At 38.2% G+C, this 22,311-nt stretch carries 21 protein-coding genes, 2 tRNA genes and 2 riboswitches; all 23 genes read right to left on the bottom strand.

What is annotated here, in order from left to right; translation table 11 throughout:
* Positions 1-8: 8 nt before the first annotated feature.
* Complete coding sequence (locus AB3N04_RS17440) at positions 9-1,385, bottom strand: cobyrinate a,c-diamide synthase (protein WP_368503885.1); 1,377 nt, start codon at positions 1,383-1,385, stop codon at positions 9-11.
* Between the two features lie 14 nt (positions 1,386-1,399).
* Complete coding sequence (locus AB3N04_RS17435; protein WP_368503884.1) at positions 1,400-2,524, bottom strand: cobalt-precorrin 5A hydrolase; 1,125 nt, start codon at positions 2,522-2,524, stop codon at positions 1,400-1,402.
* Entirely contained in the window at positions 2,521-3,294 is a 774-nt protein-coding gene (cobM, locus tag AB3N04_RS17430) for a precorrin-4 C(11)-methyltransferase (RefSeq protein ID WP_317122415.1), read from the bottom strand. The genes AB3N04_RS17435 and cobM overlap by 4 nt, the downstream gene beginning before the upstream one ends.
* Positions 3,294-3,995: a precorrin-2 C(20)-methyltransferase gene (cobI, locus tag AB3N04_RS17425; RefSeq protein WP_317122414.1), complete on the bottom strand. Its 702-nt coding sequence runs from the start codon at positions 3,993-3,995 to the stop codon at positions 3,294-3,296. The genes cobM and cobI overlap by 1 nt, the downstream gene beginning before the upstream one ends.
* A complete protein-coding gene (cbiE, locus tag AB3N04_RS17420; RefSeq protein WP_368506087.1) occupies positions 3,995-5,206 on the bottom strand; it encodes a precorrin-6y C5,15-methyltransferase (decarboxylating) subunit CbiE in 1,212 nt (403 codons plus the stop codon). Before cbiE ends, cobI begins: the two co-directional genes overlap by 1 nt.
* Positions 5,196-6,311, bottom strand: a complete 1,116-nt coding sequence (locus AB3N04_RS17415) for a cobalt-precorrin-5B (C(1))-methyltransferase (protein WP_368503883.1) — start codon at positions 6,309-6,311, stop codon at positions 5,196-5,198. The genes cbiE and AB3N04_RS17415 overlap by 11 nt, the downstream gene beginning before the upstream one ends.
* A gap of 2 nt (positions 6,312-6,313) precedes the next feature.
* On the bottom strand, positions 6,314-6,961 hold the full coding sequence (locus AB3N04_RS17410) for a precorrin-8X methylmutase (protein ID WP_368503882.1): 648 nt from the start codon (positions 6,959-6,961) through the stop codon (positions 6,314-6,316).
* 21 nt (positions 6,962-6,982) lie between these two features.
* Positions 6,983-7,753, bottom strand: coding sequence for a precorrin-6A reductase (gene cobK, locus AB3N04_RS17405; RefSeq protein WP_368503881.1), 771 nt, complete (start codon positions 7,751-7,753; stop codon positions 6,983-6,985).
* 5 nt (positions 7,754-7,758) lie between these two features.
* Positions 7,759-8,637 (bottom strand): sirohydrochlorin chelatase, encoded by an 879-nt coding sequence (locus tag AB3N04_RS17400; RefSeq protein WP_368503880.1) that lies wholly within the window; start codon positions 8,635-8,637, stop codon positions 7,759-7,761.
* 21 nt (positions 8,638-8,658) lie between these two features.
* On the bottom strand, positions 8,659-10,293 hold the full coding sequence (gene cobJ, locus AB3N04_RS17395) for a precorrin-3B C(17)-methyltransferase (protein WP_368503879.1): 1,635 nt from the start codon (positions 10,291-10,293) through the stop codon (positions 8,659-8,661).
* Positions 10,294-10,361: 68 nt separating this feature from the next.
* On the bottom strand, positions 10,362-10,751 hold the full coding sequence (locus tag AB3N04_RS17390) for a ferredoxin (RefSeq protein ID WP_368503878.1): 390 nt from the start codon (positions 10,749-10,751) through the stop codon (positions 10,362-10,364).
* Positions 10,752-10,866: 115 nt separating this feature from the next.
* Positions 10,867-11,051: riboswitch (cobalamin riboswitch) on the bottom strand.
* A gap of 114 nt (positions 11,052-11,165) precedes the next feature.
* Positions 11,166-11,357, bottom strand: a riboswitch (cobalamin riboswitch).
* Between the two features lie 258 nt (positions 11,358-11,615).
* Positions 11,616-11,702, bottom strand: a complete 87-nt coding sequence (locus AB3N04_RS17385) for a hypothetical protein (protein ID WP_368506086.1) — start codon at positions 11,700-11,702, stop codon at positions 11,616-11,618.
* Positions 11,703-12,229: 527 nt separating this feature from the next.
* Positions 12,230-12,302, bottom strand: a tRNA-Val gene (locus AB3N04_RS17380).
* Between the two features lie 116 nt (positions 12,303-12,418).
* Entirely contained in the window at positions 12,419-14,164 is a 1,746-nt protein-coding gene (locus AB3N04_RS17375; RefSeq protein WP_368503877.1) for a PAS domain S-box protein, read from the bottom strand.
* Between the two features lie 191 nt (positions 14,165-14,355).
* Positions 14,356-14,430: transfer RNA gene (locus AB3N04_RS17370), tRNA-Arg, on the bottom strand.
* Positions 14,431-14,510: 80 nt separating this feature from the next.
* Entirely contained in the window at positions 14,511-14,870 is a 360-nt protein-coding gene (locus tag AB3N04_RS17365) for a hypothetical protein (protein WP_368503876.1), read from the bottom strand.
* 141 nt (positions 14,871-15,011) lie between these two features.
* Positions 15,012-15,440 (bottom strand): BrxA/BrxB family bacilliredoxin, encoded by a 429-nt coding sequence (locus AB3N04_RS17360; RefSeq protein WP_368503875.1) that lies wholly within the window; start codon positions 15,438-15,440, stop codon positions 15,012-15,014.
* A 127-nt stretch (positions 15,441-15,567) separates the two neighbouring features.
* The gene (locus tag AB3N04_RS17355) at positions 15,568-16,773 is read right to left on the bottom strand and encodes a metal ABC transporter solute-binding protein, Zn/Mn family (RefSeq protein WP_368503874.1); all 1,206 of its coding nucleotides are present in this window, start codon (positions 16,771-16,773) and stop codon (positions 15,568-15,570) included.
* Between the two features lie 133 nt (positions 16,774-16,906).
* The gene (locus AB3N04_RS17350) at positions 16,907-17,410 is read right to left on the bottom strand and encodes a hypothetical protein (protein WP_368503873.1); all 504 of its coding nucleotides are present in this window, start codon (positions 17,408-17,410) and stop codon (positions 16,907-16,909) included.
* A gap of 113 nt (positions 17,411-17,523) precedes the next feature.
* Positions 17,524-18,828 (bottom strand): dihydrolipoamide acetyltransferase family protein, encoded by a 1,305-nt coding sequence (locus AB3N04_RS17345; RefSeq protein ID WP_368503872.1) that lies wholly within the window; start codon positions 18,826-18,828, stop codon positions 17,524-17,526.
* Between the two features lie 13 nt (positions 18,829-18,841).
* The gene (locus AB3N04_RS17340; RefSeq protein WP_368503871.1) at positions 18,842-19,825 is read right to left on the bottom strand and encodes an alpha-ketoacid dehydrogenase subunit beta; all 984 of its coding nucleotides are present in this window, start codon (positions 19,823-19,825) and stop codon (positions 18,842-18,844) included.
* A gap of 15 nt (positions 19,826-19,840) precedes the next feature.
* The gene (locus AB3N04_RS17335; protein WP_368503870.1) at positions 19,841-20,833 is read right to left on the bottom strand and encodes a thiamine pyrophosphate-dependent dehydrogenase E1 component subunit alpha; all 993 of its coding nucleotides are present in this window, start codon (positions 20,831-20,833) and stop codon (positions 19,841-19,843) included.
* A 27-nt stretch (positions 20,834-20,860) separates the two neighbouring features.
* The gene (gene lpdA, locus AB3N04_RS17330; protein ID WP_368503869.1) at positions 20,861-22,282 is read right to left on the bottom strand and encodes a dihydrolipoyl dehydrogenase; all 1,422 of its coding nucleotides are present in this window, start codon (positions 22,280-22,282) and stop codon (positions 20,861-20,863) included.
* Positions 22,283-22,311 lie beyond the last annotated feature (29 nt).

Here is a 22,311-nt window from a genome sequence, read left to right as displayed (position 1 = left end):
AATTTCTTTTATACACTCACTTTACTTCTCAAGCATTTATCAACCCATTTTTCAACCATAGATTTACATGAAGCAAAGTGAAAATGAGTATATCCAGCTACTAGATTATGATTCAAATAGCCTTCCTGCTTGGTGCCTCTCATGCCTTTTGTAACATATGCATGTCGCATTTCTTGATCATTATGGTAGGTGGAGTAATGAAATTCATGACCTCTAGCTTTTTCATTTTTACCTAATAAGAAGTTACCTTCTTCTCCACTAATTTCTCGATAACCTAATGCAGCTAGTTTCATTTGCATTTTCACTTTCCCTGGAATAATGCCTACCATCGGAAACTCTAAATGACCTGTTGTTTCAATTGCTTCAGTCAAATACATAAAACCTCCACATTCCGCAAGAGTTGGTAATCCATTTCCAATCGCAACCCTTACAGAATCTTGAACATCTTTGTTTTGTGAAAGTTCCTTAGCATATTCTTCTGGAAAACCGCCTCCTAGATATAAACCATCAATATTTTCAGGTAATGGTTCATTTGATAGCGGTGAAAAATAAACCAACTTAGCTCCATAGGACTGCAAGAGTTCTAAGTTTTCTGGATAATAAAAATTAAAAGCAGCGTCTTTCGCAACTGCGATTCTTATATTCTCCTCTTTCTTTTTATTAAATATTGATTTTTTCTCACTTAAAGGTAGGTACGGGGCTTTTGATAGCTCAATAAGTTGATCGACATCCACGGTCTCTAGGATCAAGTCCCCTAATTTATTAAAAAATGGATCTAGCTCCCCTCTTTCAATAGAAGGAACCAGCCCTAAATGTCTTTCAGGTATTTTTATGTCAAGCTCTCGTTTTAAGTAACCGATTACTGGCACATCACATTCTTGTTCAATAGCCGTCTTTACAATCTTATAATGTCCTTCACTTCCGACTCTATTTGCAATAACACCGACAATGTTGGGTCCTTTAGCAAGCGCTTGAAAGCCTTTTACAATAGCGGCTGCACTTCTTGCCATACTTGCACAATTTACAACAAGTAAAACAGGACTCTCAATAATCATACTTATATCCGCTGTACTACCTTCATTATTCTTCGGATTCTTACCATCAAAAAAACCCATAACCCCTTCAATAATCGATATATCTGCTCCTTGACTTCCACGTGCAAAAATATCTAATACTGTGTCTTTTTCAAGCATCCAACTATCTAGATTTCTAGAAGTGCGATTCGTGACGGCAGTATGATAAGAAGGGTCAATATAATCAGGACCACATTTAAAGCCTTGTACCGTTAACCCTCTTTTTTTCAGTGCAGACATTAAGCCAATTGTTAATGTTGTCTTTCCAACGCCACTCCCTGTCCCTGCTATGACGATTCGATGATCCTTCATTCAAAACCCCTCCGCTAGTACGGAATTATAGCAACTGAAATCGTTACATTTCCTGATTTTTTCTTAATAAGAGAAAGCGTTTTTGCGCCACTATATAACATAGCAGCTGGTTCACTAACACCATATGCACCTGTATATTTGTATACTGTTTCAGAAGGGTCCTGAATTGACATGCGGTTTAATTCTTTTGCCGAATAACAAATAAATTCCCAGTTGTATTTATGAGCCACGGCAAGGAGACCTTCTTCGTCTTTTTTTAAATCGATTGAGCAAATTGCCTTGACACTTTTTATTGAAAATTTCAATTCATTTAGTGTTTGTTGGATAACTTGTTCAATTTCTTCGGTAGAGGTACCTCTATTACATCCTACTCCCAGAACAATGACCTTTGGCCGATATAAAACACCATTTTTAAGAATATCTTCTTCTGTGTTTTTTAAATTTCGGTGAGTCACAACTAATGCTGCTCTCGGTTTTGCTTTCATTGCATCCTCAATCGTCGAGTAAACCTTAATCGACTCAGGGAGGGGGTGTTTATAATGCCACCATTCCTTTTCACCTGACTCTTGAACCACTGCAACTTGTTCTTCATTCACAACTGAGGCGCTTACAGGTGTTAAGTTCTTAGCAGATTCCCACTCCCAACCAAATCGACTCCCAAATAAATCAACTGCAATCGTTTGTTGCACATCTGATGCTGTTGTAATGACCGGTTTAGCGTCAAGTATGTTAGCTACTTCCTTCGTTAATTCATTAGCCCCACCAAGATGCCCGGATAATACACTAATGACATGTTCACCTTTATCATCTATAACTAAGACAGCCGGATCCGTTTTTTTATCTTTTAAAATTGGAGCAATCATTCGGACAACCGCGCCTAGGGAAACAATCATGATAATTCCTTTATATGATTGGAAAAGGGACGGTAACAAAAGGCGTACATTCCCTTCAAATAATTGGATGTGACGTCTATGTTCATCTCCTCTTTCAAATTTACTCATATAGAACAAATCTGATTGATGGAATTTTGAATTTAAGTCTCGAGCTAGTTCTACGCCATGTTTAGTGATCGCGACGATTGCAAAGCTCCCTTTTCTATCAAGTTCTACCTTCTTTCCTTCCTCTAAAATGAGTGTCATGGCTTCACACCTTTTCGAAATCCATGAGTAAATTCTTTATCATATAGCTTTGATTTAAATTCCTTATCATGGATATTTTTATCTAATGCCCAACCTGCTAAAATCATAGCTTGTTTTCGAATCCCGTTTACACGCATATCCTCATCCAAGTGTTCCAGAGTAGAGCGAACAATTTTTTGGTCTGGCCAAGTTGCTTTATATACCACCCCTACTGGGGTATCCTTGCTCCAACCTGCAGTTAAAAACTCTTTTACAATTTTCTTCGTCAAAGTTGCACTTAAAAACAAAGCGACTGTACAATTATGCTTTGCTAAGTCGCTTAACTTCTCCGCTTCAGGAACAGGAGTTCGCCCTTCTGCACGCGTAAGGATAACTGTTTGAGTTAAATCAGGAATCGTTAACTCAGCACCTAGTGCAGCTGCAGAAGCAAAGACTGAGCTAACACCGGGGATAATTTCTATACTTACTTCTTGCTTATTCAAAATGGATATTTGTTCCATGATCGCACCATAAACTGCGGGATCCCCCGTATGCACACGCACAACTCGCTTTCCTTCTTTCAGGCGCTCAACCATTACTTGCACCATTTCTTCAAGATGCATCCCAGCCGTTTTAATAATTTCTGCTTCTGAATTTGCTTGTTCTATTAAAGCTTCACTAACAAGTGAATCAGCATACAAAACAACATCTGCCTCTTTCAGTTTTTTTAAGCCCTTTACTGTTATAAGGTCTGGGTCTCCAGGTCCCGCTCCAATAATTGTTATCTGCATTATTTTCTCACCACCATTAGAGTTAAATATTCTAGTTCAGCTCGGTCTAGTTCGTGAATATCCCAAACGATTTCTTCATCAGAAGTTACCTTTGTCACAACTGAGGCTTTATCTAGCAAATCTAGCTCGCTTAATACTTCAAGCATTAAATCTATAACTTTAGCTACTTTAATAAAAACGACACAATCGTTTTCAATAAGAACTTTTTTCATTGCTTCATAGTCAGCCCTCGCTGGTACTATAGCTACATGATCATCCCCTTCAGCTAAGGCTATACCAAGTCTTGAAGCAGCCCCATTAACTGAGGATATGCCTGGAACTGTTTGGATTTTCACTTCAGGATGACGCATTTTCACTAGTTTCATCATGTGGATAAATGTACTGTATAAAAGAGGATCCCCTTCTGTAACAAAGGCCACATCCTTCCCCATTTTAAGGTGCTCCCACACTTGATCAACTGTATTGGACCATTCACGCTCTAAAATAGTAGGATCTTTTGTCATCGGAAATACAAGACCTAGCATTTCTTTTTCTTCTGGTTTTATGTAAACATCAATAATTCGATGAGCATAGCTTTTGCTACCCTTTCTTTTTTTCGGATACGCAACGACATCTGACTCTTTGAGCTTGCGAAATGCTTTAATTGTGAGTAATTCCGGATCTCCTGGACCGACTCCTAAACCATACAAAGTTCCAGTCATTATGATTCTCCTTTCTTATGTTGAGCTGTGATTATATATATAGGGTTTAAAGCATCAAAACGTGTTAAATTTAAAATCGGTTTGCTCCTTGAAATTTGAGCAAGTGTAATCGTTGTCTCAAGTCCGTTTCGCTTAAACCCTTCTACTGCTTGCATTAAGTTTTCTATCGTAACGGCATTTAAAACAATTCTGCCACCTTCTTTTAAGCGAGAACAACAGGCCTCTAAAATATCCCCCATATTTCCTGCCGTTCCTCCAATGAAGACTGCATCTGGGTCAGGGAATGTATGTAAGTGATCTGGTGCTTTCCCATGAATAGCAATAAAATCCGTTCGAAATTTAACTTGATTTAAATAACAGTTTTCTAAATCATGTTCGTTCTTTTCAATGGCATATACTTGTCCTTTTTTTGCAATGAGACAGGCTTCAATTGCAACTGAGCCAGTACATGTACCGATGTCCCATATAATGCTATTCTCGTTTAGATTTAACGCCATGAGACTAAGACTTCTAATTTCCTTTTTCGTAAGCAGTCCTTTTTCCGGTTTCCTTTGATGGAATTCCTCATCCTCAATGCCAAAACTCCAGGTTTTAACTGCCTCTACCTTTTTAAGAATTACCACATTAAGAGGAGAAAACTCCATTTTTTCCATCTCTACAAGTTCATAGTAGCCACAACGTTCGTTTTCTCCCCCAAGATTTTCAGCAACAAATGCACGGTATTCGTTTACTTCGTATGACCGCATGTAGCGGGCGATTTCCGCAGGGGTGTTTTTTTCATCTGTTAAAAGTACTATTTTTTCCCTACCATTTATTCGTTGGACCAAGCCCTGGATACTTCTTCCATGAACACTCGTTACATAAGCATCCTGCCACCCTTCATTCATGCGGGCAAATGCAAGTTGAATTGAGCTCAAATATGGATAGATTTCAATATCTATTTTTTTTCCTAAATAGCTGCCAATCCCATAAAACAATGGATCTCCAGAGGCTAATATAACCACCTTCCGTGATTCCTTATGTAAATCATCTACAAGCTCTTTTAGTCCTCCCTTAATCACCCTTTTTTCTCCAGGATAATCACTAAATGATTTTAGTAGTCTTTCTCCACCTACTAATAAATCACTTTCGTAAATGTATTTTTCATAGAGAGGAAGGAGACCTTGTTTTCCTTCATCACCTATTCCAATGACCTTAATCTTATGCTCTATCATCTTTTCCTGCCCTCCCAAGAAATGTACCCTTCATCGAGTACAAACTTGTTTCAATCAAGATTCCACCTCGCACCTCTTTTAACCCTGCGGTGCAGCAATAGTTACAGAGAATGGTAAAGAAATCATCATAGCCATTTGTAAGCATTAAATCACCTACTTGTGAAGCTGTATTCGCTCCCCTCACTTCTTCAATTAAACTTTGATCCGTTACCCCGGCTTCACATGCCACACTCGTTAAAAAGTTGAAATCAACAGGTGCACTTTTGGAGTGAACCATCATCACACCCTGAGCAACTTTTGAAAATTTCCCCATCATTCCCACAAGTGAGACCTTTTTTACACCTTGCTTTTTGCATTGTTTTAAAGTGAAGCCAACAAAATCCCCCATTTCAATAAAGGCTTCTTCAGGAAGTTCTGGATATTGTTGAATGCCATACTTTTCGCTCCTTCCTCCTGTAGAAATGACGACATGTTCACATCCACTTGCCCTAGCAACACTTACCGCTTGAACAATACTTGCCATATAAGCGGAACTAGAAAAAGGAATCACGGTCCCCCTTGTCCCAAGAATTGATATGCCACCAATGATTCCAAGACGTTTGTTTAACGTTTTTTCCGCCATCTTTTCTCCAGCAGGTACTGAAATGATAATTGTAATCCCCTTTTTGATTCCATATAATTGAAGGATTTCTTCAGCAGTTTCACAAATCATTTTTCTAGGCACTGGATTAATTGCTGCTTCTCCCACTGGCACAGGGAGGCCTTCTTTCGTGACACGCCCAACTCCAACTCCTCCGTCTAAATGAATTCCAGGTTTCAAAGACCAGCAAACTTTTGCCTGAATCAATGCACCATGCGTGGCATCTGGGTCATCCCCTGCATCTTTAATCGTTTCTGCTTCAGCAAAATCAGAACCGATGTAACATTTTTCCATCTCAAAGGTGGCAAATTTCCCAACTGGCAAGTAAATTGTAGATTCTAGTTGCTCTTCTCGTGTGATGAGAGCAACTAGTGCTGCCTTTGTTGTAGCTGTAGCACACGCCCCCGTTGTATAACCAGAACGCATCTCTTTCTTATCTTTCTTCTTTACCTTCGCTTCCATTTTTATGCCTTTTCAGCTAAGAGGGATATTGCATTCAAAGCCGCAACTGTAACCGTACTACCGCCTTTTCTACCAACATTTGTAATGAAAGGCACATCCAGCTTTGCTAATTCTTCCTTTGATTCAGGTGCTGATACAAACCCAACCGGAAGTCCAATTACTAAACTAGGCTTTGCATACCCTTCCTTAATCAATCGAATTAACTCAAGTAATGCAGTAGGTGCATTTCCAATTGCAAAAATGCCCCCTTCAAATTGTTGAATTGCTTTTCTTACAGAAATGATTGCTCGAGTTGTGTTTAACTTTTTTGCTTCTTTCATTACATCTTCATCCGAAATATAAACGTTCACCCTTCCCCCATGTTTTTCAATTCTTCCTTTGCTAACCCCGCTTACAATCATTTGAACATCCGCATAGACTTGTTCACCATTCCTAATGGCTTTGATCCCTGCTTGTATTGCTTTTTCATGAATAAGCATGCTATGACCAAGTTCAAAATCGGCTGAGGCATGAACGACTCGTTGCACAATTTTATATTGCTCTTCTGTAAACGAATGCTCACCAAATTCTTCGTCAATCATATTGAAGCTCATGCCTTCAATCTCCTGTGGCTGTACTGTTAAAGGTTTAAAATCTGTAAGAAAGTCCATTTTATTTTCCTCCGTTCGTTATTATCTCTCTACTAATAAATTTTTGATATGTGCTAACACCCCGGAAAAATCTGAGTAAAGATTTTTATAATCAACTTTTGGTCTTTTAATCATAATTGTTTCAATACCAAGCTCTATTGCTGCTTCAACTTTCTCATCGACTGATCCAACTTTTCCACTTTCCTTTGTAATCATTGTGGTTACACCATATTGCTGATAAAGGACTTTATTAAACTCCTTTGTAAAAGGTCCTTGAATAGCTACAATATCTTTTTGTGGAAAACCTAATCGTTCACATTTTTCCATATTATCTTTGCGAGGAAGCATCCGAGCAATTACCCGAATATCAGGTTGATGCAACAGTATCTCGGTAAAGATTTGAAGAGTTTTGCTTCCAGTCGTTAGCATGATGACTCCTTTTTTTTCAAAAGCTTGTTGTGCTGCAATAGCATAGCTATCCACCTTTGTGATACCTTTACCGTCATGAGATTGTTTTTCACGTTCATATCGAATATAAGAAATTCCAGCTTCAGTTGCAGCGTTTAACGCATTCAGACTTGCTTCTTCTGCAAATGGATGACTGGCATCAACAACGGCTTGAAAACTTTGTTCTTTGATCATCCTTACAAAATCTTCTTTTTTTAATCGTCCAACATAAACATCAAGTCCAGCCTTTTTCAATTCGATCGCTGCATTATCCGTAACAACTGTTGTAAGCAAAGAATGTCCTTCATTCTTAAGTAATATTGCTAATTCTCTTGCATCACTTGTGCCAGCTAAAAAGAGAATCATAGCTTTTAAACCTCTTGGTGTTGGTGATCATGATGATGGTCGTGATCATGGTCATGATCGTGATGATGATGGTGATCAATATGTTCCATCGCCTCGATTCGGTACTGACACGTATCGCAGTTCATTTTAACCTCACCTTGAAGTGCTTCTTCAATTCGATCTTTAATAATCGTTTGTAATTTCCTATGAAAACCAAAATAGCCTGATAGTTTAAATTCAATACCTGAATACTCCTGTTCAAACTCTTCAACCATCGTTTCTAAGCGTTTGATTAATATGCCTGTAAATAAGAAATATGGTAAGATAACAATTTTTTTAGCCCCTAGTTTAATACATCGTTCAACACCTTCTTTAATAAGTGGATCAGTTACTCCCATAAAGGCAGGTTCTACTAACTTATAATCGAGCTTTTCCCAAAGCAATCGAGTAATTTTATACAAATCACCATTAGCATCCGGGTCACTACCACCCCGACCTAATAAAAGTATTGCTGTACTAGGGTCAGCATTTGCTAAATTTTCCCCTACTTCCACTAAGCGATCCTTACAAATTTCCATTGTTTCCTCGTGGATTCCAAAAGGTCTTCCATACGTGAATTGAACTTGAGGATATTTCTTTTTGGACTCATCAATTGCGGCAGGAATATGAATTTTTGAGTGCCCAGCAGCGAGTAGCATAAGCGGAATTACAAACACGCTTTTTGCCCCTTTTTCTACACACGATTGAATGCCTTGCTCTATTGTTGGTTTGGCAAATTCTAAATAACAGGTTTCAATTAATAGACTTGGATCTAACTGAGTAGATAGTTCATCTATCATTTTCCTAACTTGCTCATTTCCTTCAGGATCTCTACTTCCATGTCCTACTAGTAAAATTGCTCTCATTTTATTCTCCCCTTATGATTATTAATCTCCGCATGGAGCCGGCTCAATTTCAATTTTGGGTGTCATGTCTTTGTATGTATAATTTCGAATCTTGCCAACACGTTTAAAGTACTTAAACAAGCGTTCGTTAGGGTGACCCTTTTCTTTATATTCATATATAATCTTTTCAATAACATCCACGATTTGATCAGGCTCAATGCCTTCGGCTACCGGTTGACCAGCATGAGCAGTACGCCCAACTGTCTTTGCACCTAAAAACAGATCAAATTTTCCTTTTCTAAAAATTACACCAATGTCATCATTCACTGCTCCATAACAAGCCATCCCACAACCATTAAACCCAACTTTCAGCTCTTTTGGCAGTTCAAGTCCACTAAGCTTTTCATGGATCTCTTCCGCGTAAGAAATGGAATCTTTTTTCTCACCATCACAGAAATCACAAGCTTTCAGTTGAAAAACATCTCCAAGTGGTTCAAGAATAAATCCTGCCTCTGTTAATTTTTCTGTAATAATTTCAGGATGAGAGGTCGGGATTCGCAAATGGATTTGATGATGTGGTGTATATTCGATTTTCCCTTCATCTCCAACAACTTCTGCCAAAGTAATCATTTGTTTGGGAGTAAAATGCTTATTGACTACTCCAGGACTTATTGCAAACTCAAATACAGAGACAACGGGATGATGAACCGTCTTTGTATGTTGAATTTTATTAGAATCACCTCTTACTTTATTCAAAGCCTCCAAAGCTAACTCTAAAGAAGTCTCTTCAGGTACTAATTCTTCCGTTGTTGCGGAAACTTCTATTTCTCGTTCGCCATCTTTTTTCCCTTGATGGAGTGCCCAAGGTTCATTTTCGTTTCGTAAGCGTTCATGAGGTTTTAAACGTTGTTCTGTTGTATCTAACGTATATTTCCTTTGATATCCTCTAGGTGTAATCATTTTTTCATCATAAAGAAAAGTAGATGAATTCCCTATGACAACTGTTGTAAGCATTCCAATATCATGATCTAACATATTTTCAAGATCTGTAATAACTACATGTTGACGTTCACGAAAAGCACTTTTTACTAGACCGACTGGCGTTTGGGGCGATCGGTATTCGAGGAGGATTCTTTGAGCTTCTTGAATTTGTCTTGTTCTTCGTCCACTTTTAGGATTGTATAAACTAATAACAAAATCTGCCTGTGCTGCCGCATCAATTCTTTTTTCAATGAGTTTCCATGGTGTAAGGTGATCACTTAAACTAATCGTACATGCATCGTGCATAATCGGAGCACCTAATAAAGAGGCACAAGAGTTACTAGCAGAAACTCCTGGTATTACTTCTACACTCACACCAGTTGCTTCTGACCATCCTTTTTCAATTAGCACCTCATAGACGAGTCCAGCCATCCCGTAGACCCCAGCATCTCCACTAGAAATAACCGCTACTGTTTTTCCTTCTTCAGCAAGGCGAACAGCTGCTTGGGCACGACTTACTTCTTCTGACATTCCTGTGCTAATAATTTCTTGATCTGTTAATAATCCTTTAATGAGATCGACATATGTTTTATATCCAATGATGCAGTGACTCTCTTGTATTGCAGTTAATGCCCTATTTGTCATATGATCAAAACTACCAGGCCCGAATCCAATAACCAGTAATTTACCTAGCACTTTACATCCCTCCTAATATCCAACAAACTAAACATCCGTATTTAAACATCAAATGTAAGCCGTTTCATCTAACTCTTTGCTCCTTCCAACTCAACTTTTGATATACCCTTAATACATTTATCTGTGTTGACTGCTTTCATTTCATCATTATCAAAGCTGTAAATTAGAGAATCTTTCAAGTTAATTGTTGAATCTTGATGACTCTTTATAAGAGACCTCCCTACTTCAGTTGAAGTAACTGAATACCAGTTTCCTTCAGGGTAAACAACTACCACACATGCATCTTTACAACGTCCATTACACTTAGTTCTCGATGTATGAATTTGTTGATCTAGTTCCCTATTTTTAATCTCATCTCGAATCGCTAACGTAATTTCTTCGCCTTCTTTTCGCATACAACTTGAACCATTACAAATCAATACATGCTTTTTTGTACCATTCAAATTCCAAGTAGTCATATCCCCACTCCTATTTTTTAAAAATTAAAAATACACCCCTAGGTAGAGGTGCATTAAACGCCATACTTATAATAAGCAGCATCTATTACACTTCTCTACCTATGACCCGTAGGTATTGAAGAATAAAAAACAAGGCAGGTTTCCTGACTTGGGTTCATCATTTCATTGTGTCTTCCCGAATTACCAGTGACATTCATACAATGAAACTTCCCCTTACAGTGGCGGGACCGTGACGGATTTACACCGTGCTTCCCTTTTAAGCATAACGAAAAATTATGCACCTTGTTTTAACTTGTGTTAGAAAATAAAAAAACCTTAGCTTCATTTTCGAAGTTAAGGTAGGTAGGCATGTCCAAAGTAGAGTTCTACTTGCTAGAACTCTAATATGTTCATCCCACATCCTCCCTCCGAAGATTGGATACAATTATTAAAAGCAGGTTTCCTGGCTTGTGTCTAAAGCTTACTCATGTCCCTTCCTAGAGTAGAATACTCCAGTGGTTTGACATTTTCATCAACACTTACAGTAGCGGGGGCTGCATCAGACTTTAACTGATTTCCCTATTATCCCAAAACAATATCTTGGGCACTTTTAATATACTGTCTATTAAACTATGATTTATTATATATGGCAACCATTATTTTAATTCATCTGTTTTTTTAAAAAGTTAAAAATTTATTATTATTTTTCTTTTTTACTATTTTTTCACGGGGAAATAGGATGTGTTTTTTCATGAAAAAGTCCTTGTTTATCAAGGACTCTTTGAGAGGACTAACCAAACTCACCTGTAATAGTATTACTCGGTTCTATTTAAAGTGTTTATATTAAAAATAGCAGAAGAAAATCTTTACTTTATACAAGACATACTACTCAATCCCATTTGCAATCAAGTTTAATAGATTAATTAAATAATTAGGATCAGACAAATTTTGATCTTCTTCAGGGTTTGTCATAAAACCTAATTCTAGTAAAATAAATGGGATCTGAGATCAGTTAAAACCTGACATATCATCCCGCAAAAGATTACCTATAAGGGGGGGTTAGATTATCCTTTTCCATTTGATTCAAAATGAATGAAGAAGCTAATAAGCTATCTTCAATAACATCAGTCGGCAAGTATGGATTGTCTTTTGAAGGAGTAAAAATTGAAAAGCCTTTATGTTTAGCACTTTCTTACCCATCAGCTTGCAATCTAATAAATAAATCTGCATTGAACGATTGAGCAAGACTTAGAACTAATCGAGAACTTCTTTATATGGATATGAGTAAACAAGAATTTCATATTTAACGACATCATGCCAAACATCCAAGAAGAGATTACTAATCAATTCCTTTCTATCTTTCTGCCTCCCCTTCTCAGAACAAATCGCAAACAAATGTGATCAAAATGTTATCAAAACGCCAAAATAAACTTTTCCAACACAAAAAACGCGGCTCTCATAACCTTGAGAACACGCGTCAGAACTGCATTTAATCGGTATGACCCGTACTGGGCTCGAACCAGTGACCTCCACCCTGTCAAGGTGGCGCTCTCCCAACTGAGCTAACGGATCATGTTATGTATTAACGACACTTATTACTTTACTGTATTACTATGGGATTGTCAATTACTTTTCTTTGAAGCCAGCTTAAAGTGGTAACTAACCGCAATCACGATCATTGCGGTTAGTTATTTTACTATAGGTAATTGAATACTTACTTCTGTGCCTTCATTTTGTACACTATGAATAGAGAGGTCTCCTCTATGGTTTTCAATCACTTTGTAGCAGACCATTAATCCGATACCAGTTCCTTTTATCGTTGTTGAATAGTACGGCTCTCCTAGCTTCGCTAACTCTTCCTCATCCATTCCTTTTCCATTATCTTTGATAGAAATATGGATGGTATCATTAACTCTATTTAAGATGATCATAAGTTTGCCTTCATTGCTCATCGCATCAATGGCATTTTTAAAGAGATTGATAAATACTTGCTTTAATTGATGGGGCACACAATTTACATATGCTTCGTGAACCACTTGGATTTCTAATTGAATATTTTTAAGATGAAGTTCAGTCGAGATATCCCTTACACATGATTCAACTAATTGAGCTATGTCTACACGTTCTTCACTTATTGCTCTAGGCCTTGCAACAAGTAACAACTCTTCTATTATATCGTTTATTTGATTAAGTTCTCCCATAAGGACTTCTCGATATGGTTCTAATTGGCTTTCTGTTAATTGAAAGAAGCCTCTCAATGTTGTTAACGGATTACGTATTTCATGGGCTATGCCCGCTGCTAGCTCTCCTGCTAAAGCTAACTTCTCTGAACGTCGTAGCAAGTCTTCTCGCTTTTTTATGTCTGTTATATCTCGACTAATAAAAACAAATGAGACCACTTCTCCATCAGATGAAATAATCGGCATACCTTTACCTTCTAAATATTGATAGTATCCATTCGCATGAAGCTTTCGATAAATGACCGCTTCAGAGGGTAGCTTAGTGCGAACCATTTCTTCAAATGTTTCAAATACTCTTTTATGATCACTTGGGTGTATATAGACGAGTACAGATTGTCCAATTAATGAGCAAGGCTCATAACCAAGCACCGGTAAATACGAATTAGAGGCTAATAGGTAGTGTCCTTCCTTATCTGTTAAACAAATAATATCATAAGAATGTTCAACAATTATTTTGTATTTATCTTGAATGACAAGAGCTAATTCATCGAAGTCACAAGGGATCTCTTTTTGTTTTGCTACTCCATAGACCCCTTTGATTTCCCCATCAACAATATGAGGAATGTTTATAATTGATAAAGAAAGGCTACCCTTTTGACTTCTAAAACCTACGTCATACACCTGTACCTCTCCAGCAAACGCTTTCTCAAAATGATTTGCTACACTCATTCGTTCCTCGCTAAGAAGTAATTGTTCATAATGAACACCTTTAAATGCATCTCCTTTTAAACCAGACAATTCCTCTGCTTTTATGTTCATATCAACAAAATAACCATCTTGGTCTAGTAGAAATATGGCATCATCATTTTGATTAAATACATCGTGAAGACTTAAAGCAGGCTCTGTTATTAATGTAGGATCCTCTTTTAAATAGAGAAGGTAGTACCTTTCTCCTTTTGAGCGAAATAATAAGTTGGCTTCCATCGTACAATAGCCATTTGGAAATGTAAACTGCCCACTCCATTCAGCCTTATCATAAAAATTCGTAGGTGCGAAAGCATAGATTAATTCTTTTAAATCATTTATCGTTAATTTTTGTTTTAATAAGCATTCCTTTGTCACGTCATTTACACAAATCAATTCAAGCTCCTGATTTGATTCCCTCCAGCAACAGAGTACTGTAGGAGAAGATGAATCTAGAACCATTTCTTTAAACACGGTTAGGTTCCATTTTCCTTGTAAGACAACGCTCATCTCTCCACCTCCTCTCTTTGACTCCTAAACTATGTTGTGGTTACATTTTTATCTTTTTATTCCTGCTTCTAGATAAAATTCGCCACTTGAATGAAAACTCCTCTTTTCCTATTAAAAGTTCCCTTTACACGCTTAGAGGAATAAAAAAAACCACTTCTAGAGTCGACTAGAAGTGGTTGTTATGTAATTATTGGTGCGCCTAGCAGGACTCGAACCTGCAACGCGAGAATCGGAATCTCGTGTGATATCCCTTTCACCATAGGCGCTAGTTTTAAGACAACATCATATAATGTAGCTTATAAAAGGGGAAGTTGTCAAGACTTTCCCCTTTTTAAACATTATCGCCTTAAGAATTTGCAGCTGCGCCTTCTTCAAACATTGTATTAAAGCGTTCGTTAATATCATCTTCAGTGTAGCCAGCTTGTCCTAAACGGGTTGCAAAATTCTTCGCCCATAATTGAAGACGCTGAGCCATTTTTGCGTATTTCTTCCCTTCATTGCCTTTTGTATCTTTTGCACGACCTTCAGCGTTAGACATTACATTCTCAACGATGAATAAGGCTTTCCAAAGTGTTTCCTCATCAAATTGCTCATGAGAATTTCCTAGCTCTTTGATCACCTTTTGATAGTAACTATTGAATTCCTTAAATGGAATTTCTTCTTCCATATTTAGATATACTTGAATTTGATCATATAATGATTGCATGTCATGCCAACTCCTTTTTCTATTCTGGCCTATTATAGCATATTTCATGGGGGGAAGCGAAACCATTTCTAAGATTAAGCTTAACAGTAAAAATGGAAACAAAAACAGCTGAAGCTTTAGCTACAGCTGTTTTCTAGTTGTTTATTTACAATATTGATCAAAGGCTTTCTCAAGTTTTTGAACGACTTGGATTGGCTCATGACCTTCAATTTCATGTCTTTCTACCATCATTTGAATTTCTCCATCTTTTAAAAGGGCAAACGATGGAGAAGAAGGAGCATACCCTTTGAAATAATCACGAGCTGTTGCTGTTGCTTCTTTATCTTGACCTGCAAATACCGTTACAAACCGATCAGGTGTCGTTTCATAATTCTTCATATATGCAGCTGCCGGGCGTGCAATACCGCCTGCACATCCACACACAGAGTTAACCATTACTAAAGTCGTGCCATCCTCATTCATTACATCATTAACATCCTCAGGTGTTTTTAATTCTTTGTAACCAGCTTCAACCATTTCTTTACGTGCAATTTCTACTACGTCATTCATGTAAAAATTAAATTGTTGCATAACGAGAACCTCCATTAAATATGTTTCTTCCATTGTACCTGTTCCCTATCCAATGAACAACATAAACTACTTAAAGTACAGATAGAAAAAGCCAGTGAGACTCAGCCCACCAGCTTCATGACAAATCTTATTGAAGTGCTGTACGCAGGGTTTCGATATTTTTAGTCATAAGGCTAAAGTAGTCTTCCCCATTCTGTACATCTTCTTCTACTAGTGCTTCAAGGTTGTGTAAATATAATGCTTCTGCTCCTACTTCATCTTGAACCACTTGTGCAACCTTTGGTGTAATGTTTTGTTCGAACAGTACGTAATTTATTTCATACTCATTCGCAAAATGAATAATATCTTGTAGTTGACGTTGAGATGGTTCATTTGTTGGTGAAAGTCCTGAAATACCAACTTGTTTTAAACCATAGCGTTCTTCCCAATAGCCATATCCCGCATGAGATACGAGAAATGTATCTTTGTTCGCTTCATCAGCCATAGCCTGAAACTCATTATCTAATGCTTCGAGATCTTCTTTCACTTGATTAAAGTTTGTAGTAAAATACTCTTCTTGCTCAGGCATTAACTCAATTAAAGTTGCTTTTATATTCTCAGCTAGTGTAATAGAGTGAATTGGATCTAACCACACATGTGGATCTTCATCGTGATCATGTGCGTGATCATGATCGTGGTTATGTTCTTCGTCATCATGACCTTGCTCTTCGTGATCATGATCGTCTTCTTCATGACCATGCTCTTCATGCTCATGTTCGTCTTCCTCATGTCCATGCTCTTCATGCTCATGTTCGTCTTCTTCATGTCCGTGTTCTTCATGCTCATGTTCGTCTTCTTCATGACCGTGTTCTTCATGCTCATGTTCGTCTTCTTCATGACCATGCTCTTCATGCTCATGATCGTGTTCCTCATGACCATGTGCGCTATCTTGATCAAAATCAATTAGTTCTATGCCTTCTGAAGCTTGAACGATAGCTACATCTTCATTTTCAACTGTGTTAATAAGAGCATCAACAAACCCTTCCAGGCCAGCTCCGTTGTAAATAAAAGCATCTCCTTCAGCCACTTCAATCATTTGACGTGCTGTCGGCTCAAATGTATGAGCGTCTGCTCCAACAGGAACCATATTTGTTACATTCACATACTCTCCACCAATCTTATTAGCAAAATCCTCTAAAGGAAAAATGGTAGTATAGAGTTCCAATGTTTCTGAACTTTCTTCTTCTGTGACTTCTGTTTCACTAGACTCTTCAGCTTCATCTTGCCCCCCACAAGCAGCTAGGAAAGATGATAATACAAGCATAATAGCAAATAAACTAGATTTAAAATTCATGACGTACCCCTTTCGTAACGATTACGTTTTATCACGATTATGAATTATATCGGAATTACTACGATTTGTAAAGGGTTCTTCTTTATTTTGAACAACAATTAATCAAAATAAAAGCTGTGCCTAGGCACAGCTTTTACTCTTCTTCAGTTTGAGTATCTGATAAGGCATTTACTCGCTGTTGAAACTCATTGTTTAGTGCTTCATAATGAGCAAATACTTGTGGAAGTACCTCTGCTATCTTCTTTTCATCCCGTTCTTTTACTGCCTTTGTTAATTGCTTTTGCAGAAAATGGTGCTGCTCCATCCACTCCTTTGATTTCACATCTCCGTGCAGAAGCTCTCCTCGTTTTTTTGCTTCAGTGAGTTTCTTTAATAAGAGATCACGCTCAGAGCGAATGTCCTTCCATTGTTCAGCTTGCTCTGGTGCATATTTATCTGTAAGTAATTCGTAATAAAAATCTTTGTGTATGCGCATGTACTGATGAAATTCTTTGTGCTTTTTGTGATGCTTATCACAATCACATTCTTGTGCTTCACTATTTTCTTCTGCACTAACACTATCTATGAGTGGCTGCTGAATAAAGGCCAACACAATAACCAATTGTGCCACAATAAATAAACCATGTAGTTTCTTCATTATTTAGTCACCCTTTCCCGTTTTCTTAGTTGTAGTATGTACGATAAAAGGATTAAAAATGTAAAAAAAGCCAGAAAGAAGTTTTAGAGAAAACTTCTTTCTGGCTTTACTCATTAATAAATTGATGTTGTTTTTTCTGTCATATTTTCTAAAATTTCTTTCACACGTGCCAGGAATCGTCCACAAACAAGTCCATCTAAGACTCGATGGTCTAGTGATAAGCAAAGGTTGACCATGCTGCGAATAGCAATCATGTCTCCTGTTGGGCTTTCAACTACCACTGGACGTTTCACGATTGACTCAATAGAAAGAATCGCAGCTTGAGGATGATTAATGATTGGCGTAGATAGTACAGATCCGAATGAGCCAGTGTTATTCACTGTGAATGTTCCACCTTGCATATCAGCTCCAGATAGTTTACCTGTGCGCACCTTTGTTGCAAGCTCTTGAACTTCACGACCAATTCCTTTAATCGATTTTTCATCAGCATGCTTGATAACAGGAACATAAAGAGCATCGTCTGTTGCAACTGCTATTGAAACATTGATATCTTTCTTCTGAATAATCTTATCGCCAGCCCACATAGAGTTTAATTGTGGAAATTCTTTCAATGCTTCCACTGTCGCCTTAATAAAGAATGGCAAGAATGTAATATTAAAGCCTTCTTTTTGTTTAAACTCACCCTTCACGCTGTTACGAAAATGAACGAGGTTTGTTACATCGACTTCAACCATTGTCCATGCATGTGGAGCTTCATGCTTACTTTTCACCATGTTAGCAGCTATTGCTTTGCGTACACCTGAAACTGGAATTTCAATATCACCTTGTGAAACTGGGATATCTATTTTTTCAGTAGTTGGTACTTGCGTTTGTGCTGATGAGACAGCAGGAGCTTTTGCCACAGCCTTTGCTTCTGAAGCAGGGTTTTCCTCTGCTTTTGGAGCACTCGTCTGACCGCCATTATCGATAATCTTTTGCAGATCCTTACGAGTGATTCTTCCGCCTTTTCCACTACCTTTAACTTGTGAAAGTTCGATGCCATGTTCTGCAGACATTTTTAGTACGGCTGGGGAATAACGAGCTTTTTGAGATGTATCTGTTTGCTCGTTTTTTGGTGCAGAGTCTGTCGTTTCAGTTGACTCAGGTGTTGATGACTCAGTTAATTCAGCAGAGTCTTCACCTTCTACTTCAATTGTACAAACTGCAACGCCAACTTCTACCGTCTCATCTTCTTTCACTAGTAATTCTTTAATTGTACCTGTATATGAAGATGGTACTTCTGCGTTTACTTTATCCGTCATCACTTCTGCAAGCGGATCATATTTATTTACTTTATCGCCTGGTTGAACAAGCCATTTACTAATCGTACCTTCCGTCACACTTTCGCCAAGCTGTGGCATTGTAATTTCAGTAGCCATAGGATCCCTCCGATTAGAATTCTGCAAGCTCTCGCATTGCTTTTTCAACTTTATCTGGGTTAATCATGAAATATTTCTCCATCGTAGGAGCATAAGGCATCGCCGGGACATCAGGTCCTGCTAGACGTTGAACAGGTGCATCTAGATCAAATAAGCAATGTTCTGCAATAATAGCTGCAACCTCACCCATAATGCTTCCTTCTTTATTATCTTCTGTAACAAGCAACACTTTACCTGTTTTACTTGCCGCCTCAATAATGGCTTCTTTATCAAGCGGATAGACGGTACGCAAGTCTAATACATGTGCGGAAATGCCATCACTAGCAAGACGTTCTGCTGCTTGCAAAGCAAAATGAACAGAAAGGCCATATGTAATAACTGTGATGTCTTCACCTTCACGTTTTACATCTGCTTTACCAATTGGAAGTGTGTAATCTTCCTCAGGAACTTCTCCTTTAATCAAACGGTAAGCACGTTTATGTTCAAAGAAAAGAACTGGATCTTCATCACGAATTGCTGCTTTCAATAAGCCTTTTACGTCATAAGGAGTTGAAGGCATTACAATCTTTAGTCCTGGGACACTAGCAAAAATCGCTTCAACTGATTGTGAGTGGTACAGTGCTCCATGAACTCCACCACCATAAGGTGCACGGATTGTAATGGGACAATTCCAATCATTGTTTGAGCGGTATCGAATTTTTGCTGCTTCAGAGATAATCTGGTTAACAGCAGGCATTATAAAATCTGCAAACTGCATTTCAGCAACAGGTCTCATACCATACATTGCTGCTCCAATTCCTACACCAGCAATCGCTGATTCTGCTAGAGGTGTATCAATTACACGCTCTTCTCCAAACTTCTCATAAAGACCATTCGTTGCACGGAATACTCCTCCACGTGCACCAACGTCCTCACCAAGAACAAATACTTTTTCATCGCGCTCCATCTCTTCTTTAAGCGCTAATGTAACAGCTTCAATATATGAAATGACTGCCATGTGAAATCCCCCCCTCTATTCTGCGTATACGTGATTCATTGCGCTTTCCGGATCAGCGTATGGTGCATTTTCAGCATATTCCGTTGCTTCATTAACAATTTTAGCAATTCGTTTTTCCATCTCTTCATAAGACTCATCTGTCAGCAATCCTACTTCACGTAAATATTCTGCAAATGTAAGAATGGAATCAAGCTTTTTCGCTTCTTCTACTTCTTCACGAGGACGATATGCACGATCATCGTCATCACTAGAATGCGGAGTTAATCGATACGAAACCGTTTCAATTAATGAAGGACCATCACCATTACGTCCACGCTCAGCAGCTTCTTTCACTGCAGCATAAACAGCTAGTGGATCGTTTCCATCTACTGTAACACCTGGCATACCGTATCCGATTGCACGATCAGATACTTTCTCGCAAGCTAATTGTTTTTCAATCGGAACCGAAATCGCATATTTATTGTTTTCACACATTAAAATGACAGGTAATTTATGAACACCCGCAAAGTTAGCACCTTCGTGGAAGTCACCTTGGTTAGATGAACCTTCACCAAATGTAGTAAAGGTTACAAAATCCTCTCCTTGCATTTTTCCAGCAAGTGCAATTCCGACCGCATGTGGAACTTGAGTCGTAACCGGAGATGACCCTGTAACAATACGGTTTTTCTTTTGACCGAAATGTCCTGGCATTTGACGTCCACCTGAGTTAGGATCTTCAGCTTTTGCAAAAGCAGAGAGCATTAAGTCTTTTGCCGTCATTCCGAAGGTTAAAACCACACCCATATCACGGTAGTAAGGTAAGATGTAATCTTTATCACTATCTAAGGCGAATGCAGCCCCTACTTGTGCAGCCTCTTGTCCTTGACAAGAAATTACAAAAGGAATTTTTCCAGCACGGTTTAGTAACCACATACGCTCATCGATCTTACGAGCAAGTAACATCGTTTCATACATTTCTAGCACCTTTTCATCGGAAAGGCCTAATGATTGATGACGATTTTCAGCCATTATATTTCCTCCTTTAAACGAAGTATATTACGAATGAATCGCTTTCCCTTCTACTGCTAATGCAGCTTCACCAATGACTTCGGATAGTGTAGGGTGAGGGTGAATGGTGTGCGCGATCTCAAAGTGAGCAGCATCAAGTACTTTTGCAAGTGCAGCTTCTGAAATCATATCTGTTACATGCGGTCCAATCATATGGACTCCTAATACGTCATCATTATCTGCATCAACAACAATTTTAACAAATCCATCGGTTTCACCGAATACAAGCGCTTTACCAATCGCTTTAAATGGGAAGCTACCAATTTTAACGTTGTGACCACGCTTTTTCGCTTCATCTTCTGTGATTCCAACACTCGCCATTTCTGGATGACTGTAAATGCATTTTGAAACCGTATCATAATCAATTGGCTCAGGATTCTTACGTGCCATATGGTCAACTGCTATAATTCCTTCATGAGAAGCAACATGAGCTAGCTGCAAACCACCAATTACATCGCCAATTGCATAGATATGAGATTCTTTTGTTTGATAAAAGTTGTTAACCTCAATAACACCATTTTCAACGATAATATCAGTATTCTCAAGTCCAATATCCTTCACATTTGCAGATCGACCTACAGAAACAAGTAATTTCTCCGCAGTAAATGTTTCTTTTTTTCCATCGATTTCAGCCTTAATGGAAACGCTATCACCTTTTTCTAAAGTATCAGCCATCACCTTAGCATCCGTTACGATTTTAATACCTTTATTCTTTAATATTTTCGTTGCTTCTTTTGAAATATCTTTATCTTCTGTCGGAAGAATTGTAGAACCATATTCAACGACAGTTACTTCAACACCAAAATCATTCAACATAGAAGCCCACTCGATCCCAATCACACCACCACCAACTATAATGATTGATTTGGGAAGGCTTTCTAGTTGAAGAGCTTCATCAGATGTTAATACATAGTTCCCATCCACTTCAAGACCTGGTAAGGTTCGAGGAGATGAACCTGTTGCCACAATAACGTTTTGTGGGATCAACATCATATTTTCGTCCCCATTGCTCATTTCAACAGAAATGGTTCCAGGAGTTGGTGAAAAGATGGAAGGTCCTAAGATACGGCCAGTTCCCTCAAATACATCAATTTTACCTTTTTTCATTAAGTGTTGAACACCGCGATGTAATTGCTCAACAATCGATTCCTTACGCTTTTGTACTTTAGAAAAGTCAAGTGATACATCACCTGTTACTACACCAAAGTCATCTGAACGTTTGGCTGTTTCATATACTTCAGCGCTTCTAAGTAATGCTTTACTAGGGATACATCCTTTATGTAAGCAGGTGCCACCAAGCTTTCCTTTTTCAACTACAGCCACTTTCAAGCCATGTTGAGCAGCACGGATGGCGGCTACGTAACCGCCAGTCCCTGCACCTAGTACGACAAGATCATATTCTTCAGCCATCCTATTCACTCCTTTATTTCAAACTCAGT

Source organism: Alkalihalophilus sp. As8PL (genome assembly GCF_040939795.1).
GTDB lineage: Bacteria > Bacillota > Bacilli > Bacillales > Bacillaceae_D > Alkalihalophilus > Alkalihalophilus lindianensis.
The sequence above is the reverse complement of the archived record's forward strand: the minus strand, read 5'-3'. Positions and strand labels throughout refer to the sequence as shown.